Here is a 17,092-nt window from a genome sequence, read left to right as displayed (position 1 = left end):
GGCCGGCAGCCTGGGGAAGGTTAAGGCTGGGGAAAGAATTCCCCAGACCCCTTCTTTCTTCTGCGAGTTCGGCGTCGCACCGCGAGCTGAAGCAAGACGCTGTTTGATGATATTCAATATGGGCCGTGAGGGCTGAACCCTCAGTCGCCGGAGGTCCCAGACCTCCGGCGCGCCCGGCTGGGTCTCAAACCAGACCCACGCACCAATAGCCACACCGGCAAAACTCGAAAAAAGAAAAGAAGGGGCCCGGGGAATTCCTTCCCCGGCCTTCTCCTCAAACCAGCGACACCGCCAGCAGCGCCGCTACTCCGCCGCCGCCTTGGCCACCGCGATCCCCGGCCGTCGCACGCGCAGCCGGCGAATCCGGCGCGGGTCGGCGTCCAGCACGCGGAATTCCAGGCCGGAGGAGTGGGAGACCAGTTCGCCCTTGGCAGGCACGCGGCCGGCCAGGGTGAAGACCAGGCCACCGACGGTGTCGATATCCTGGTCCCGCTCATCCTCCGTCAGCACGGTGCCGAGGCGGGTTTCGAAGAGTTCGATCGGTGTCCGAGCATCCAGGTCGATCAGCCCGTCCGGCCGCTCGACGATCTGCGGCGGGCGGTCTTCGTCATGCTCGTCGCTGATGTCGCCGACGATGGTCTCGACCAGGTCCTCGATGGTGACGAGGCCGTCGATGCCGCCGTATTCGTCCACCACCAGCGCCAGGTGCATGCGGGCCTGCCGCATCTGCAGCAGCAGGTCCAGCACCGGGATGGAGGGCACGACGAAGAGCGGGCGCCTAAGCACGGCCGCCATGCTGAATGGCGCCTCCCGGCCCACACTCGCGAAGACGTCCTTGATGTGGACCATACCGACCACTTCGTCCAACTGCTCCCGGTATACGGGGAAGCGGCTGTGGCCCTCGCGCTGGATCAGGCGGATAGCCTGTTCCAGGGTCAGGTCCTCCGGCATCGCCACGATGTCGGCGCGGGGCACCATGACATCGGCGGCGGTCTTGCCGCGCAGCTTCAGCACGTTGGTCAACAGCGCGCGTTCCTGCGCGTCCAGCTCCGGGGAAGTGAGCGCGTCGTTGTCGCCGCCATGATACTCGCGGCCTTCGACCAGCGCTTCCATCTGGCCGCGCACGCTGTCCGCGCTCTTCTTGCGCAGCAGGCCTTGCAGCCGCCACAGCAGGCCATCCCGGGGTTCGGTACCGCTCATGTCAGGCCCCGCCAGGGGTTGGGCAGGTTCAGGCGGCGCATGATGCGCGCCTCCGCCTGCTCCATGCGCCGGGCCTCGCCGGCCTGGATGTGGTCATGGCCGGCCAGGTGCAGCGTGCCATGCGCCACTAGGTGCGCCAAGTGGGTGGCGACGCGGCGCTTGGCCGCCCGCGCTTCCCGCCGCACCACGCCCAGCGCCAGGGCGATGTCGCCCAGGTGCCCCGGCATTTCGCCAGGGAAGGACAGCACGTTGGTGGGCTTGACCTTGCCGCGGTGGTCCGTGTTCAGCCGCTTCACCGCGACGTCGTCGGCCAGCAGCACGGTGAAGGCCCCGAAGGAATCCCCCCCGGCCTCCGCCCATGCGGCGCGCGCGGCGCGGCGCGCCATATCCTCGACCCTGGGCACGGCCGCGCGCCAGCCTGGGTCCGCGACGATGACCTCGATCTCGGGTCCCGCCTCTTCAGGAAGCCCGGCCGCGACGTTGCGGCCGGGCGGTCTACTTCCCGGTTCCATCATTCCCCTTCCTGCCGGGGCGGACCATCGCCGCCACGGCGCACGACGCGCCCGGAACGTCCGGCCGCTGCCTGCTCATCGGCGCGGTTATACGCGGCGACGATGCGGCCTACCAGCGGATGCCGCACCACGTCCTGCTCCGCGAAGCGCGTGATGCCGATTCCCTGCACGCCATCCAGCACGGACAGCGCCTCCACCAGGCCGGATTTCTGCCCAGGCGGCAGGTCCACCTGGCTCGGGTCGCCGGTGATGACCATCCGCGTCCCCTCGCCCATCCGGGTCAGGAACATCTTGATCTGGGCCGGCGTGGTGTTCTGCGCCTCATCAAGAATCGCGAAGCAATGCGCCAGGGTACGGCCGCGCATGAAGGCCAGGGGCGCGATCTCGATCTCGCCGCTGACGATGCGCCGCTGCACCTGCTCGGCCGGCATCATGTCGTGCAGCGCGTCGTAGAGGGGACGGAGATAGGGGTCGACCTTCTCCTTCATGTCGCCGGGCAGGAAGCCCAGCCGTTCCCCCGCTTCCACCGCCGGGCGGGAGAGGACGATGCGGTCCACCCGCCCGGCCATCAGCAGCGCCACGCCTTGCGCCACCGCCAGGTAGGTCTTGCCGGTGCCGGCGGGGCCGATGCCGAAGACCATCTCGTGCTTCGCCAGCAGGTCCATGTAGCCGGACTGCGCGACGCTGCGCGGCCCGATGGCGCCCTTGCGGGTGCGGATGGCCGGCAGGTCGGATAGCGGCAGCCGCGGCTCCGGCGCCTCGGCCAGCGCCGCCTGGCGCACCGCGCCCTCGGCCAGCCGCAGCGAGGCCTCGACCTCCGCGATCGCCACCACGTCCCCACGCTCCAGCCGCTTCCACAGTGCCCGCAGCGCCGCCTCCGCTATTCCCGCGGCCTCGGCCGAGCCGGTGATGGTCAGCCGGTTACCCCGGCTGGCCAGCCGGACCCCGGCACGCTGCTCGATCTGCGCCAGGTGCCGGTCATGCTCCCCGTAGAGGAGCGGCAGCAGCGCATTGTCATCGAATTGCAGCGTGACGGTGCGGGCGGCGGAAACGGTGTCAGCCATCAACGGCCTTTCCATGGTGCCATGGGTCATGCTGCGGGGATTGGCGCGGAGCGCGATCGGGGCGGCGGAGCGGGGTACGGTCAAGCGCAGGCAAGCTCCTTCTGATCCAGCAAGGTGGCGGAGAGCGAGTTGGGGAATCGGACCGCCACGCGCACGCGCGCGGTGCCGCCGATCAGCGAGGCCGGGCCCAGGGCATGGACCGGCTGCAGCCAGGGCGTGCGCCCCATCACCTGGCCGGGGTGGCGCCCCGGGCCGGTGAACAGCACCTCGCATTCCTGGCCGACGCAGGATTCATTGAAGGCGTCCTGCTGGATGCGCAGCAGCGCCTGCAACTCCTGCAACCGCTCATCCTTGATGGCCTCTGCCACCTGGAAGGGCTGGCCGGCGGCGGGCGTACCCGGCCGCTGCGAGTATTTGAAGGAATAGGCCAGGGCGAAGCCCACCCGCTCCACCAGCGTCATGGTGGCCGCGTGGTCTTCCGGCTTCTCGCCCGGATGGCCGACGATGAAGTCGGAGGAGAGCGCCATGTCCGGCCGCGCTTCCCTCAGCTCATCGCAGATGCGGATGAACATGTCGGCCTTGTGGCCGCGGTTCATCGCCTCCAGCACCCGGTCGGAACCGCTTTGCACCGGCAGGTGCAGGAACGGCATCAGTTGCGGGATCTCGCCATGGGCGCGGATCAGCCCGGCATCCATGTCGCGCGGATGGCTGGTGGTGTAGCGGATGCGCGGCAGGTTCTCGAGCTCGGCCAGCGCATAGAGCAGGCGCGTCAGGCCCCAGGTGGAGCCGTCCGGCGCCTCGCCATGCCAGGCATTCACGTTCTGGCCGAGCAGCGCGATCTCCCGCGCGCCGCCCGCCACCAGCGCCTTCGCCTCGGCCATGATCGCTGCCACGGGGCGGGAGAACTCGGCGCCCCGCGTGTAGGGCACCACGCAGAAGGAGCAGAACTTGTCGCAGCCCTCCTGGATGGTGAGGAAGGCGATCGGCCCCTGGCTGGCCTGCGGGGCCGGCAGAAGGTCGAACTTCGTCTCGACCGGGAAGTCGGTATCGATCTGCGCCCCGGCGGCCCGGGCGGCGCGCGCCACCATCTCCGGCAGCCGGTGGTAGGTCTGCGGGCCCAGCACGATGTCCACCCACGGCGCGCGGGTGACGATCTCCTTGCCCTCCGCCTGCGCCACGCAGCCGGCGACGGCCAGCACCATCTGCTGCCCCTGCTCCGCCTTCGCTTCCTTCATCACCCGCAGCCGGCCGAGGTCGGAGAACACCTTCTCCGCCGCCTTCTCCCGGATATGGCAGGTGTTGAGGATGACCATGTCGGCTTCCTCCGGCGTCTCCACCGGGCCGTAGCCGAGCGGCGCCAGGACATCCGCCATGCGGCCGCTGTCATAGACATTCATCTGGCAGCCGAAGGTGCGGATGTAGAGCCGCTTGCGGGGCGGCACGGAAACACTGGTCATGACCTGAAATACCCTGGCGCGGCGAGGCCCGGCGGCATCCCTGCGCCGGGGCCACCCGGGTTCCGGGCGGCGGCGGGGGCCGATGTGCGGCGCGCGGTGGCCGAGGTCAAGCGAAGCCTGCCCCGGAAGACCGCCGCCCGTTGCTCGATTCCGGTCGGTCCATGCCTATCAGAGTTGTGGATCGCAAGGCGCCGGGTCAAGCCAAACCGGCATCGAAACCTCAACCCAGCGCCGAGAGCGGGCGCCCCGGCCGGTTCTGCCGCAGCGTTGCCGCACCCTCCGCCACCACGCGCTCCACCGCCTGGGTCAGCACCTTGCGGTTGGGGAAGGCGTGCGGGTCCACCGGCTCATGCAACAGCACCGTCACGCCCCCACCGGACCGCCGGGCCAGGCGCCAGAAATGGCTGCCGATATCCATGTCCCCGAACCAGGCGAAATGCGCCCGGTCCCGCCGCGCCACCGGCAGGCCACCCAGCCGGTCGTAGACAACGGAGACCGGCTGCACCAGCTTGGCCATCTCCGCCACGCCCAGGAAGGCGGACCGGAACGGCAGGACCCGCCCGCCATCGCTGCTGGTGCCTTCCGGGAACAGCACCAGACTGTCCCCCGCCGCCAGCCGCTCCCGCATCCCGGCCGCTTCCTCCCCCGTCCGGCCGCGCGTGCGGCTGACGAAGACGGTGCGGCCCAGCCGGGCGATCAACCCGACCACCGGCCATTCGCCGACATCCGCCTTGGAGACAAACGGCGCACCCAGCACGCCGCCCAGCACCGGAATATCCAGCCAGGAGGAATGATTGGACAGGAACAGCACCTTCGATCCCTGTGCCGCCTGCCCCACCACCCGGACCTTCACGCCCAGGATGCGGCACAGCACCCGGTGGTAGAACGCGCCGAACGCCACATTGCCCTGCCCCGGCAACGCCACCAGCGCCGCCTGCAGCGGAATGGACGGCAAGGTCCACATGACCGCCAGCACCAGCCGGGACACCGCGCGCAGCACGCCCCCCGTGGTCAGCGGCCGCGTATCCGGCGCCAGGGAAACCAAGGCCGCGCGGCGACCATCCGGGGTGGCTGCAGGCGTCGTGCTGGCGGAAACCGTCATGCCACAGCGATACCGGAGCCAGCGCGACACCACAATGACGCCCCTGCGACATCGGCATGAACAGCACCGGGGCATGAACAGCACCAGTGCTGGCGTTCCGGATGCCGGGGGGAAGGCCGGGGAAAGAATTCCCCGGGCCCCTTCTTTTCTTTTTTCGAGTTTTGCCGGGCGGGCCGTTGAGAGGGCGGGCCTGAGGGACAGCTGGATGCGCCGGAGGTCTGGGACCTCCGGCGACTAAGGGTTCAGCCCTGGTGGCCCATGACTAAAATCATCTCGAAGCGTCCGCTCTCAGTCCTGCAGCGCCATCCCAAACTCGCAGAAAAAAAGAAGGGCTCGGGCAATTCCTTCCCCGGCCTTCCTTCCTGTCCCCCGCCCGGCGGATGGCCCCTCAGGCCGCTTTCTGGCGCTCGAAATGCCGGAAGTACTTGTCCGTCACGCGGTCCGTCATCACCACCACGCAGACATCGGTGGTGTTGAATTGCGGGTCGATCACCGCACCATCGCCGACGAAGCCGCCGAGGCGGAGGTAGCCTTTGATCAGCGGTGGCAGGTCGGCCAGGGCGGCGCGGCGGTCGATCAGCGCCGGGTCCATCCGGTTCATGTCCACGAAGCGCTCCGGCACCGCGCGCGGGCGCAGCTCTGCCGGGGCCAGGTGGTCGGCGTAGAGGTAGGTCAGCGGCACGGCCAGCGCATCCGGGTCCACGCCGGGCAGGCTGGCGCAGCCGAACATGACCTCGATGTTGTGCTTGGCGACGTAGGCGGCGATGCCGCCCCACAGAAGCTGCATGGTCGGCCGGCCGCGATACTGCGAATCGACGCAGGAGCGCCCGAGTTCCAGCACCGGCCCGGGGCGGGAGACGAGGGGCGAGACGTCGTACTCGCTGGCGGAATAGAAGCCGCCGACCTTGGCGGCGGCCTGGCGGCGGATCAGCCGGTAGGTGCCGACGACGGCGGAAGCGCCTTCGCCCAGATTGTGGTCCAGCACCAGCAGGTGGTCGGCGACCGGGTCGAACGCGTCGCTGTCGCGGAGCGAGGCCGCGGTGACGTCATCCGCATGCGCGCCCATCTCACCGTAGAAGATCCGGTAACGCAGCGCCTGCGCCGCATCGATCTCCTCGGCGGAGATGGCGATGCGAACCCCCAGATTGCCGGCCCGGAGTTCGCCGAAGCCGGCATCCGGATCGATCATGCGGTCTCTCCGCCCCCGCTATCGTTGCTGGCCTCGCCCTTCGGCGCGGTGTCCCCCTTGGGGCGGCGGCCGCGCCCGCGCGCGGGCTGGGCGGCTTCGTCGGGCTGGCGCCGGCCGAACAGCTCCAGCCGGTGGCCGATCAGCTTGAAGCCAAGCCGGGCGGCGATCAGCGTCGCCAGCTGCTCATGCTGCTCGTCCGAGAACTCGATGACCTTGCCGGTATCGATGTCGATCAGGTGGTAGTGGTGGCCGTGGTCGGTGGCCTCGTAGCGCGCGCGGCCGCCGCCGAAATCATGGCGCTCCAGGATCCCCTTCTCCTCCAGCAGCCGCACGGTGCGGTACACGGTGGCGATGGAGACGCGGGCATCGAGCGCCAGCGCGCGGCGGTACAGTTCCTCGACATCCGGGTGGTCGACGGCTTCGGACAGCACGCGCGCGATCAACCGGCGCTGGCCGGTCATCTTCAGCCCGCGTTCGATGCACAGGCGCTCGATCCGCATGGGGTCGGGCCGGGCCTGGTCGGTGGCCGCCGGGGCGGCCGGGGCAGGTCGAGAAGTTGCTGAGCGGGTATCCATGCGTCTTGTCGGTAGCTCTCCTGCGCCGGGACCGGACCGGGCCCCGCGCGGCGGCGGGTCTCTGCCACCCGCCCTTGCCATCTTAATTCCTCAAAGGCAAGGCGAACGGCCCCGGCCACCCTCCCCGCGGGGCGGGGCGGCCGGGTGGTCCGCCTTCAGGCGGCGCTGCGGCGCTGGCGGCCGATGCGCGGCTTGGTGCCCAGGCCGATCTTCTTGGCGAGGGAGGAGCGGTGCTTGGCGTAGTTCGGCGCCACCATCGGGTAATCCGACGGCAGGCCCCAACGCTCCCGGTACTGCTCCGGCGTCATGTCGTAGGCGGTCTTGAGGTGGCGCTTCAGCATTTTCAGCTTCTTGCCGTCCTCCAGGCAGACCAGATACTCGTCGGTCACGGATTTTTTCACCGGCACGGCGGGCTGCGGACGCTCCGCCACCGGGGCCGGCGCCGCGGGCGCGTTGCCGAGGCCGGACAGCGTGCGGTGCACCTGCTCGATCAACGAAGGCACATCCGGGAGCGCGACGGAATTGTTCGAAACATGCGCGGCCACGATCTGGGCCGTCAGTTCCAGCAGTTCACGCCCACCCTGTTCTTCGGCCATCCTGGTGCCTTTTCATAAGATCGTCATTTCTGCACACGATGGCGACTTGCCCAGCCGTGCTTAACGCAACATATCTTCTTCCAGCGCCATTTCGCAACAGCGTTCAACCCGTTATTTGAATAATTCTCGGCGGATTACAGGATGTCCCAAGAACAACGCATGGACGAAACGGTGGACCGCCACCTCGATATCACCGCCGAGACTTGCCCGATGACCTTTGTCCGCACCCGCCTGGCGCTGGACCGCATGCGGCCCGGCCAAGTCCTGCAAGTGCTGATGAAAGGCGAGGAACCACGGCGCAACGTGCCCCGCACGGCCACGGAACAAGGCCACGTGGTACTGGAACTGGTGGAACTGGAAGGGGGCCTCGCCCGGCTCAGCCTGCGGAAAGGTCCCGCCTGAGCACCAGCGCGTCGGAGCCATCGCTATAGTAACGGCGCCGCAGGCCGACTTCCGTAAAGCCCGCCGACAGATACAGCGACGTCGCGCCGGTATTGTTCCTTGATACTTCCAGGAACATGGTATGGGCGCCGCGCGTGCTGGCGCCGTCCAGCGCCGCCGCCAGCAAAGCCCGACCAGTGCCGGCCCGCCGCGCGGCGGGGGCCACCGCCAGGGTCAGCACCTCCGCCTCCCCCGCCACGGCACGGGCAAGGATGAAGCCGGTATTCTCCACCACGAAGCCGTAGCCGCCTTCCAGCCCCAGCATCAGCGACAGCGCATCGGCGTCCCAGGCCTCCGCCGGCGGGAAGGCCGCGGCGTGCAACGCGGCCATCCCCGGCATATCGGCCGGCAGAAGCGGGCGCGGCGGCATCATGGCGCGGCCTAGCCTTGCCCGGGCATGCGCACGGCCGGCGGCTCCACATACAGCGGCAGCGCCGCCAGCGGTGGCAGGCGCCCGGCCAGCCGCAGCGCCGCCACCGCCGCCACGTCGGCGGCATCCGGCAACGTATGGCCGCTCAGTTCCGCCGCCACGCCGCGCGCGGCCAGCGCCGCCTGCACCAGCTCCGCCGCATCGCCCGCCAGCAGCGGCGGCGCATCGCAATCCGGCAGGTCCTCCAGCGCCAAGGAAACGGGCGGACCCAGCGCCGCGTCGGCACCCGGCGCGAAGCATTCCAGCAACACCCGGCCGCGCCGGCTGTCGATCGCAGTCCACACCGGCCGCGTGGCCCGCCGTGCCGCCGGCAAGCCGGCCGCCAAAGCCTCCCCGCTCGTCACGCCGATGGCGGGGCAGCCCAGCGCCAGCGCCAGCCCCTGCGCCAGGGCCAGGGCGGCGCGCAGCCCGGTGAAGCCACCCGGCCCCACCACTGCCGCCACCGCATCCAGCCCGGTGGCCGCCACCCCGGCCTCCCGCAGCACCTGCTGCGCCAGGCCGGGCAACACGGTGGGCTGGCCCCGCGCGCCATCGACCGCGGCACGTGCCAGCACCTGCCCATCCGCCCAAACCGCCGCCGAGGCCCTCGCAAGGGCGCCATCCACCGCCAGAATTCGCATGCGGCGGCCATAGGCCGAGCCCGGCGCCGAGTCCATCATGCCCCGCTGGGGTCGAGAGAGTCGCTGCTCCTCTCGAGCCCTCCCGCCACAGGCCAGAGGTCTTTGGAAACCCGGCTTTCAGGTCACCTCAGCGAAGAGCGAGACGCAACCTTACCTGTTTATTTTCACATCGTTATTCGGCAGCGGCGTTTGATCGGCAGGTGGGCTGGATAGCGTGTGCCGAGGAACCACGTTCCCAGCGAAGGCGTTTCAGGAAAGCGGTGCATGCACGGGACGCTGCCGTTCCGGCATCGCCAGTCAGGCTTCGACTGCTGCAGCGTTTCAACAGCGCGAAATCGGCACCCGCCGTCGCGCTGCACGAACGCCGTTCCGCACCACAATCCCGGCCCGACCCACCGCCTCCACACCGCCCGGCCGGGCCTGCGGGCCAAAAGGACTGGACCCCAATCCATCGCTGGGGCTTCCTGCGGCCATATTGGCTCCCTGCCGCTCACACCTCTTCCGAAGGACCCGCCATGGCCCGCAGACGCCCACTTCTCTCCGCCGCCCTGGTGGCGCTCTCCCTGCTCGCCGCGCCGCTGGCCAGCCAGGCGCAGGACCGCAGCATCACCGTCGCCTCCACCACCTCCACCGAGCAATCCGGCCTGTTCGGCCACATCCTGCCCGCCTTCACCCGCGCCACCGGCATCCAGGTCCGCGTCGTCGCGCTGGGCACTGGCCAGGCGCTGGATGTCGGCCGGCGCGGCGATGCCGATGTCGTCTTCGTCCATGACCGCGCGGCCGAGCAGACCTTCATCGAGCAGGGCTTCGCCAGCCGCCGCTACCCGGTGATGTACAACGACTTCATCCTCGTCGGCCCCGCCACCGACCTGGCCGGCACGCGCGGCAACGACGTCGTCGCGGCCCTGCGCGCCGTGGCGCAGAAGCAGGCGCCTTTCATCTCGCGCGGTGACCGCTCCGGCACCCACGCGGCCGAACTGCGCCTGTGGCAACTGGCCGGCATCGACCCCGCCAGCGGGCGCGGCCACTGGTACCGCGAGATCGGCCAGGGCATGGGCCCGGCCCTGAACACCGCCGCGGCCTCCGACGCCTACCTGCTCAGCGACCGCGGCACCTGGCTCAGCTTCCGCAACCGCCGGGATCTGCGCATCCTGACCGAAGGCGACACCCGCCTGTTCAACCAGTACGGCGTCATGCTGGTGAACCCGGCCCGCCACCCGCACGTGAAAGCCGCCGACGGCCAGGCCTTCATCGACTGGCTGGTCTCCAAGCCCGGGCAAGACGCCATCGCCGCCTATCAGATCGACGGCGAGCAACTGTTCTTCCCGAACGCGAACGATCCGAACGGCTGAGGTCGGAACTCTGGATCATGGAAAAGAAGGCCGGGGAAAGAATTCCCCGGACCCCTTCTCTTTTTTCGAGTTTTCGGGCGTGGCTGTTGACGAGTCGGGTCTGAGAACCGGCTGGGTGCGCCGGAGGTCTCGGACCTCCGGTGACTGACGGTTCAGCCCTGTTGGGCCATTATTCAAATCATCAGAAGCGCCCGCTCTCAGTCCTGCAGCGTTTCGTCAAACTCGAAGAAAAAAGAAGGGGCCTGGGGAATTCCTTCCCCAGCCTTCACCCTATCCCACAACGCCCGGCAGCCTCAGTCCGTAGGCCCCGAGCGGAGGTTCTTGGTGCGGGACCGGCGGGCTTTGCCATCCAGCCGGCGTTCCTTCGAGGCGCGGGTCGGCTTGGTGGGGCGGCGTTCGGGCGGGGGTGGCGCGGCGGCGGCGCGGATCAGGTCCAGCAGGCGTTCCAGGGCATCTTCGCGATTCCGCAGCTGGGTGCGGTGGCGTTGGGCGATGATGATGACCTCACCGGCCAGGGTCGCCCGGTGCCCCGCCATGCGCAGCAGCCGTTCCCGCACGCCGTCCGGCAGGCTGGGAGAGTTGGCGGCGTCGAAGCGTAGCTGGACCGCCGTTTCCACCTTCTGGATGTTCTGCCCACCGGCGCCGGAAGACCGCACGAAGCTCTCCGACACTTCGGATTCGTCGATGCTGATGCGGCGGGTGACGGGAATGCGGGCCATGACGCGCCCCGCATAGCACGCCGGCGGCCAAAGCGCCGCCCGATCATGCCGCCAGGCACGCAATTCCCATGTATTGCACGGCGGCTGATTGACATTCGAATCAGGGTGGGAAGGGAAGGTCAGGGAAAGAATTCCCCCTGAAGCCCAATCTCTTTCCTGTCAGTTGGCATGGGGCTTCGGGGCCGACAGGTGTGGCCGTGAGAAAGCTCACGGGCCACCAGACTTGACCATCAGCCTCCGGCGTCAGCCCGCCCTTGGCCTGAACGGCCAACGCCGCATCGCCACACCCGGAAAACTCGCAGAAAAAGATGGGGCCCGGGGAATTCCTTCCCCGGCCTTCTCCGAATCCATCATCCGAAGGAACGGCCGCACCCCTCAGGCAAAGCGCCCGTCATCCCGCCCCATCCGCGCAGGCGTGCCGCCGAAGGCCGCGCGCCAGGCGGCCCCGAAGGCCGAGGCGCTGGCGTAGCCCACGGCCGCCGCCGCCCGGGCAGGCGTCATGCCCTGGGCCAACAGGGCGGCGGCCTCGGCCAGGCGCGTCTGTTGCCGCCATACGGCGAAGCCCAGCCCGGTTTCCTCCCGGAAGCGTCGGGTCAGGGTGCGCGGGCTGGCGCCGACTTCCTCCGCCCAGTCTTCCAGCGTCCGGTCCCGGGCGGGGTCGGCGCGCATGGCCTGGGCTAGGCGCACCAGACGCGGGTCACGCGGCTGCGGCACGCCCAGCGGCAGGGTGGGCGCGCAGGCGATCTCGTCCAGGATCAACGCCGCCAGGTGGCCGCCGCGGCCGCTCTCGTCCCATTCCAGCGGGCCGCTGCAGGCCGCCAGCACCAGCTCCCGCAACAAGGGGGAGACCGCCATCACCGTCACCCCGGCGGGGCCGGAGCCGGTGACGTCCGCACGCAGGAACAGCGCGCGCATGGCCACGGCGCCCTGCATGGTCACTTCGTGCAACAGCCCCGCCGGCACCCACAGGGCACGGCCGGTGGGCACAACGTGCAACGCGCCGGCGGCCAGGATGCGCATGACGCCGCTGGTGGCGTAGAGGAGTTGGGCGCGGCTGTGGCTGTGCGCGCCGGTGGCCATGCCGTCCAGGTAGTCCTGGGCGAAGGCGGCCAGGGGGCGGTTCACCAGCTCGGCCTGCACGGGCAGGGAGGGCAGCGAAGGATGGCGGTCTGGCGACATAATTTGTCCGGACGTCGCTAAGCCGCCAAGCCTATCCTCCATGGCAACGAAACGCCAGGATCGCCTTGCCATGGACCACTCGCCCGCTGCCAAGCGGCAGATCGCCTTCATCAACGCCGCGCACACCGCCACCCACTACTGCCTGCTGATCCTGGCCACCGCCGTGCTCGGCATGCTGCAGCAGGACCACCAGCTCTTCGGCAGCGAGTACGGGCCGATCATGGCGCTCGGCACCGCCATGTTCGTCATCTACGGCGTCGGCGCACTGCCGATGGGCTGGTTCGCGGCGAAGTTCGGCCGCCAGCGGATGATGCTGGTCTTCTTCCTCGGCACCGGCTTCTTCATGGCCGCGGCCGGCTTCACGGCATCTCCCTTCTGGCTGGCGGCGGCGCTGGCGGCGATGGGCGCCTTCGCCGCCATCTACCACCCGATCGGCACCGCCATGCTGGTGGAAGCGGCGGGCGAGAAGGTGGGCCGTGCCGTCGGGCTCAACGGCGTGTTCGGCAATCTCGGCGTCGCCACCGCCCCCGTCGCCACCGCGTTCCTGGCGCAGAGCCTGGGCTGGCGCTGGGCCTTCATCGTACCCGGCATCCTCTGCGTGCTGGTCGGCCTGGCCTATGCGCGGGAAAAGCCGGTGGACATGAATGCCGGCCGCGGCCCGGCCAAGCCCTTCCCCACCATCCCGCCCGCCGTGGTGCGCCGCGCCGTGGTGGTGCTGCTGGCCATCGCCGCCGTCTCCGGCCTGGTGTTCAACGCCTTCACCCTGCTGCTGCCGAAGCTGATGCAGGAACGCTTGGCGACCTCGCCGGACCTACTGCCCGTCATCGGCGCCCTGGCCTTCGCCGCGACGCTGTGCGGCGGGCTGACGCAGTTCACCGTGGGGCGGATGATCGACAAGCTGACGCTGCGCCGCGTCTTCCTGCCGCTGGCCATGGCGCAACTGCCGCTGATGCTGGCGCTGTCCTTCGTGCAGGGGCCGCTGGTGCTGCCGCTGGCCGCTGCGCTCGCCGCCTCCATCTTCGGGCAGGTGACGGTGAACGAGACGATGACCGCCCGCTACATCGCCCCCGCCCTGCGGGTGAAGCTGTACTCGCTGCGCTTCTTCATCGGCTTCCTCGGCGCCGCCGTCGCGGCGCCCATCGTCGGCCTGCTGCATGAGGCGACGGGTAACCTCGCCGCGACGCTGCTGGTACTCTCCGGCTTCTCGGCGGTGACGCTGGCCTGCGCGCTGTTCTTCCCGGATCGCCAGGAGGAACTGCGGCCGGAACTCTGGAACGCTGCTCCGGCTGAGTGAATGAAGACTGGGGCTCTGCCCCAGGCCCCGCCGGGGTGGAAAGTCCACCCCGGACCCCGCTTCCAGTTTTCGGCGCCCCTTAATGGGCTTGGCGCCGGTCGTGGGCGGCTGGAATCGCTCTGTTGCGGCGTTTCTGCAGCGTGACTGATTATGTGGAGTTTGGGCTGCGTGTTCTGCATGCTTACGCCGGAGCTGGAGCAGCCTCTGGCGAATCTGGCGTTGGCGTGCTTGAGAGGTGGCAGAGATTGTTATTCAAAATCTCTTGCTTCTCGAAGGCGTCTTTATGATTTTTCTGCCCGCCTGTTGCGCTGTCCCCAGCACCTCGGTTCGCTAGGACAGATCGACATTCAGCCTCGGGCACGAAGGCAGGGGAAAGAATTCCCCATCAAACCCTATGGGTTTGATCCTTCTTTTTTCTGCGAGTCTTTCGGGTGTGCATGTGGGGGCGCCGGCCATTATGGGCCAGATCGGATTTACACCGAAGGTTCGTGACAGCCGGAGGCGGATCGTTCAGCCCGGACGACTTACGTTCCTGCTCATGACCGCCCCCGCCAGTCCTGAAGCCCCACGCCAACTGACAGAAAAAAGATGGGGCTTCAGGGGAATTCATTCCCCTGACCTTCTCTCCCCCGTCGAATGTCGATCGGCCTTAACTCACTGATCCGGAATCTCATAAATTCCCCCGACATTCCAACCGCTGACGGCCACCCTGCAAACGCAAGGGCTCACCAAAGACTCACGACGGGGTCCGGGGTGACCCGGTCACCCCGGCGGGGAGGGCCCGGGAGGGGCAGCGCCCCTCCTGGCCCCCGCGGCACCATCAGGAACCACACGGACCACCCCCGTGCCCTTCCCACACTAAGGCCCGTCTTCTAGACACGAAGCCACGCATTCAAACCGGAGCACCGTGCAGATGAGCCGTGACGCTGCCATCCAGGCCTCGACCGCCCTGATCGACACCGGGGCCTTCCTGGAGGAGCTGTCGCGCCGCGTCGGCTTCCGCACCGAGAGCCAGAACCCCGCCAGCGCGGGTGAGCTGGACCGCTATCTGGTGGAGGAGATGCAGCCGGCCCTGCACGCCATCGGCTTCACCACCGAGATCGTGCCCAACAGCGTGCCCAATCGCGGTCCGTTCCTGATCGCCCAGCGCATCGAGGACCCGGCGCTGCCGACCGTGCTGATCTACGGGCATGGGGACGTGGTGCATGGGCAGGATGCTGCATGGCGCGAGGGCCTGGCGCCCTGGACCATCACGCAGGAAGGCGAGCGCTGGTACGGCCGCGGCACCGCGGACAACAAGGGCCAGCACGGCGTCAACCTGGCGGCGCTGACCCAGGTGCTGCACACACGCGGCGGCAGGCTGGGCTTCAACGCCAAGATCCTGCTGGAGATGGGCGAGGAATCCGGCTCCCCCGGCCTTGCCGCCATTTGCCAGCAGCATGCGGCGGAGCTGAAGGCGGATGTGCTGATCGCCTCCGACGGCCCGCGCCTGAGTGCGGACCGGGCGACGATCTTCCTTGGCTCGCGCGGCGCCTTCAATGTCGGGCTGGAGTACAAGGCGCGGGAGCGTGCCTACCATTCCGGCAACTGGGGCGGCGTCATCCGCAACCCCGGCACGGTGATGGCCAATGCCATTGCCAGCATGGTGGACGGCCAGGGCCGACTGAAGGTGGAAGGCCTGTTGCCGCCGCCGATGCCCAACAGCGTCCGCGCCGCCATCGCCGGCCTGACTGTTGGCGGCGGCGAGACCGACCCGGCCATCGATGCCGACTGGGGCGCCGAGGGCCTGACCCCGGCCGAGCGCCTGTTCGGCTGGAACACGCTGGAAGTGCTGGCCATGGGTGCCGGGGACCCGGAGGCGCCAATGAACGCCGTGCCCTCCGTCGCCAAGGCCACGGTGCAGTTGCGCCACGTCGCCGGCACGGATGAGAAGGCGATCGTCCCCGCCATCCGCGCGCATCTGGACGCGCATGGCTTCGACATGGTGCGGATCGTTGACAGCGACCGGGAGCCGGCGCCCGCCACGCGGCTGGACCCGGATTCGCCCTGGGTGCGCTGGGCCGTCGCATCGGTGACGCAGACGCTGGGGGCACCGCCGGCCATCCTGCCCAATATCGGCGGTAGCCTGCCCAACCACGTCTTCGCCGATATCCTCGGCCTGCCGACGCTATGGGTGCCGCATTCCTATGCCGCCTGTTCCCAGCACGCACCGGACGAGCATGTGCTGGTACCGGTGATGCGCGAGGGCCTGGCCATCATGGCAGGCCTGTTCTGGGACCTTGGGGAGAAGGCGCCGCACCGGGGGTGAGGCGGGCCGGGTGGGAAGCAAGGCCGGGGGAAGGAATTCCCCCGGGCCCCCCATCTTCTTTTTTCGAGCTCGTGGTGTGGAGGCAGGCGGTTGCGCTCGGCGTCATCCAGGATGCGCCGCAGGTCCAAGGCTTCCAGCGGAGCCACGTTGCAACTTCACCAAAATCATCTGAGCCCTGCCTCCCAGCCAGACGCCAAACTCGAACAAAAAGGATGGGGTCCGGGAAATTCCTTCCCCGGCCTTCTCCCCGCCCCGCCACAAGTGCTGGGCAAGACGCTGACCCTCTCCGGAACGCCCCCGATGCTTTCCCTCCTGGCCGCCGCCGCCCTCGCCGGCTTCATCTACGGCATCTCGCCCGGGCCGGCGGTGCTGGCGCTGATGGGTATTTCCGCCGGCCAGGGGCGCGGCGCCGCCACACGCTTCGTCACCGGGTTGTTGGCGGGGGACGCCGTGTGGGCAGCGTTGGCGCTAGCGGCCATCATCGGTGCGCAGAGCATCGGCACGCTGGTATTCGATGTGCTGGGGCTGCTCTGCGGCTTCTACCTGCTGTGGCTGGGCTTCGCCGCGCTGCGCGCCCGGCCCGCCGGCGCCGATGCGCCGCTGGTCACGCCCAGCCGTCCCCTGCTGCGCGGCCTGGCCTTCGGCATTACCAACCCCAAGGGCTACCCGGTGGCGGTCGCCACCTTCACCGCCCTGCTCTCCGCCCAATCCGCCGCCTTGCATTGGGGCCTGCTGCCGGTTCTGGTGGCGGCGGCGGTGCTGGGGTCCTTCCTGGCCTACGGCATCCTGGTGGCGTTGACCGGGCTGGCGCCGATGCGGCGCCTGTACCGCCGGCATGAGGCCTCGATCGTCCGTGCCTCCGGCCTCATCTTCGTCGGCTTCGGCCTGCACGCCCTGGCCCAGTCCGTGCCGGGCCTGCTGGCGCGCAGCTGAAGCAAAACGCCGAGGCCGAGGGCCTGACTGAAGCGTCGCGGCACCCCATCTATCAGGGGACGATCCGGATGAAGCGGGCCCGGCGAAGCCACCACCCGCGTCATCCTGATCCCCATGCAAC

General features: G+C 69.2%; 17 protein-coding genes. 5 read left to right on the top strand and 12 right to left on the bottom strand.

Going from position 1 to position 17,092, the window contains the following annotated elements:
* Positions 1–303: 303 nt before the first annotated feature.
* From IBL26_RS20235 to IBL26_RS20200, 8 genes are all read right to left on the bottom strand, one after another.
* The gene (locus IBL26_RS20235) at positions 304–1,200 is read right to left on the bottom strand and encodes a hemolysin family protein (RefSeq protein WP_187786320.1); all 897 of its coding nucleotides are present in this window, start codon (positions 1,198–1,200) and stop codon (positions 304–306) included.
* Positions 1,197–1,712 carry an rRNA maturation RNase YbeY gene (ybeY, locus tag IBL26_RS20230; RefSeq protein WP_241749624.1) on the bottom strand — a complete coding sequence of 172 codons (516 nt, stop codon included), beginning with the start codon at positions 1,710–1,712 and terminating at the stop codon, positions 1,197–1,199. Before ybeY ends, IBL26_RS20235 begins: the two co-directional genes overlap by 4 nt.
* The gene (locus IBL26_RS20225) at positions 1,712–2,791 is read right to left on the bottom strand and encodes a PhoH family protein (protein ID WP_187786333.1); all 1,080 of its coding nucleotides are present in this window, start codon (positions 2,789–2,791) and stop codon (positions 1,712–1,714) included. The genes ybeY and IBL26_RS20225 overlap by 1 nt, the downstream gene beginning before the upstream one ends.
* A gap of 65 nt (positions 2,792–2,856) precedes the next feature.
* A complete protein-coding gene (miaB, locus tag IBL26_RS20220; protein WP_187786319.1) occupies positions 2,857–4,233 on the bottom strand; it encodes a tRNA (N6-isopentenyl adenosine(37)-C2)-methylthiotransferase MiaB in 1,377 nt (458 codons plus the stop codon).
* Positions 4,234–4,453: 220 nt separating this feature from the next.
* Entirely contained in the window at positions 4,454–5,335 is an 882-nt protein-coding gene (locus IBL26_RS20215) for a lysophospholipid acyltransferase family protein (RefSeq protein WP_187786318.1), read from the bottom strand.
* A gap of 388 nt (positions 5,336–5,723) precedes the next feature.
* A complete protein-coding gene (locus IBL26_RS20210; RefSeq protein WP_187786317.1) occupies positions 5,724–6,524 on the bottom strand; it encodes a GNAT family N-acetyltransferase in 801 nt (266 codons plus the stop codon).
* Positions 6,521–7,099, bottom strand: coding sequence for a Fur family transcriptional regulator (locus IBL26_RS20205; RefSeq protein ID WP_187786316.1), 579 nt, complete (start codon positions 7,097–7,099; stop codon positions 6,521–6,523). The genes IBL26_RS20210 and IBL26_RS20205 overlap by 4 nt, the downstream gene beginning before the upstream one ends.
* A gap of 155 nt (positions 7,100–7,254) precedes the next feature.
* Complete coding sequence (locus IBL26_RS20200; protein ID WP_187786315.1) at positions 7,255–7,695, bottom strand: MucR family transcriptional regulator; 441 nt, start codon at positions 7,693–7,695, stop codon at positions 7,255–7,257.
* 141 nt (positions 7,696–7,836) lie between these two features.
* Here IBL26_RS20200 and IBL26_RS20195 point away from each other — a divergent pair, with 141 nt between their 5' ends.
* A complete protein-coding gene (locus IBL26_RS20195; RefSeq protein ID WP_187786314.1) occupies positions 7,837–8,097 on the top strand; it encodes a sulfurtransferase TusA family protein in 261 nt (86 codons plus the stop codon).
* On the opposite strand, the gene IBL26_RS20190 is transcribed toward IBL26_RS20195, so the two are convergent.
* Both IBL26_RS20190 and tsaB read right to left on the bottom strand, forming a co-directional pair.
* Positions 8,072–8,509 carry a GNAT family N-acetyltransferase gene (locus IBL26_RS20190; protein ID WP_241749617.1) on the bottom strand — a complete coding sequence of 146 codons (438 nt, stop codon included), beginning with the start codon at positions 8,507–8,509 and terminating at the stop codon, positions 8,072–8,074. The genes IBL26_RS20195 and IBL26_RS20190 overlap by 26 nt on opposite strands.
* A gap of 8 nt (positions 8,510–8,517) precedes the next feature.
* On the bottom strand, positions 8,518–9,222 hold the full coding sequence (gene tsaB, locus IBL26_RS20185; RefSeq protein ID WP_241749614.1) for a tRNA (adenosine(37)-N6)-threonylcarbamoyltransferase complex dimerization subunit type 1 TsaB: 705 nt from the start codon (positions 9,220–9,222) through the stop codon (positions 8,518–8,520).
* A gap of 479 nt (positions 9,223–9,701) precedes the next feature.
* On the opposite strand from tsaB, the gene IBL26_RS20180 reads away from it, so the two are divergent.
* A complete protein-coding gene (locus IBL26_RS20180) occupies positions 9,702–10,538 on the top strand; it encodes a substrate-binding domain-containing protein (RefSeq protein ID WP_187786313.1) in 837 nt (278 codons plus the stop codon).
* A 293-nt stretch (positions 10,539–10,831) separates the two neighbouring features.
* Here IBL26_RS20180 and arfB read toward each other — a convergent pair whose 3' ends face one another.
* Positions 10,832–11,257, bottom strand: a complete 426-nt coding sequence (gene arfB / locus IBL26_RS20175; protein WP_187786312.1) for an alternative ribosome rescue aminoacyl-tRNA hydrolase ArfB — start codon at positions 11,255–11,257, stop codon at positions 10,832–10,834.
* A gap of 375 nt (positions 11,258–11,632) precedes the next feature.
* A complete protein-coding gene (locus tag IBL26_RS20170) occupies positions 11,633–12,436 on the bottom strand; it encodes an AraC family ligand binding domain-containing protein (protein WP_187786311.1) in 804 nt (267 codons plus the stop codon).
* A 70-nt stretch (positions 12,437–12,506) separates the two neighbouring features.
* Here IBL26_RS20170 and IBL26_RS20165 point away from each other — a divergent pair, with 70 nt between their 5' ends.
* From IBL26_RS20165 to IBL26_RS20155, 3 genes are all read left to right on the top strand, one after another.
* Complete coding sequence (locus IBL26_RS20165) at positions 12,507–13,730, top strand: MFS transporter (RefSeq protein ID WP_187786310.1); 1,224 nt, start codon at positions 12,507–12,509, stop codon at positions 13,728–13,730.
* A gap of 913 nt (positions 13,731–14,643) precedes the next feature.
* Positions 14,644–16,038, top strand: coding sequence for a M20 family metallopeptidase (locus tag IBL26_RS20160; protein WP_187786309.1), 1,395 nt, complete (start codon positions 14,644–14,646; stop codon positions 16,036–16,038).
* Positions 16,039–16,338: 300 nt separating this feature from the next.
* Positions 16,339–16,971: a LysE family translocator gene (locus IBL26_RS20155; protein ID WP_187786308.1), complete on the top strand. Its 633-nt coding sequence runs from the start codon at positions 16,339–16,341 to the stop codon at positions 16,969–16,971.
* Positions 16,972–17,092 lie beyond the last annotated feature (121 nt).

The sequence above is a fragment of the Teichococcus aerophilus genome (assembly GCF_014490485.1).
Lineage (GTDB): Bacteria > Pseudomonadota > Alphaproteobacteria > Acetobacterales > Acetobacteraceae > Pseudoroseomonas > Pseudoroseomonas aerophila.
The sequence above is the reverse complement of the archived record's forward strand: the minus strand, read 5'-3'. Positions and strand labels throughout refer to the sequence as shown.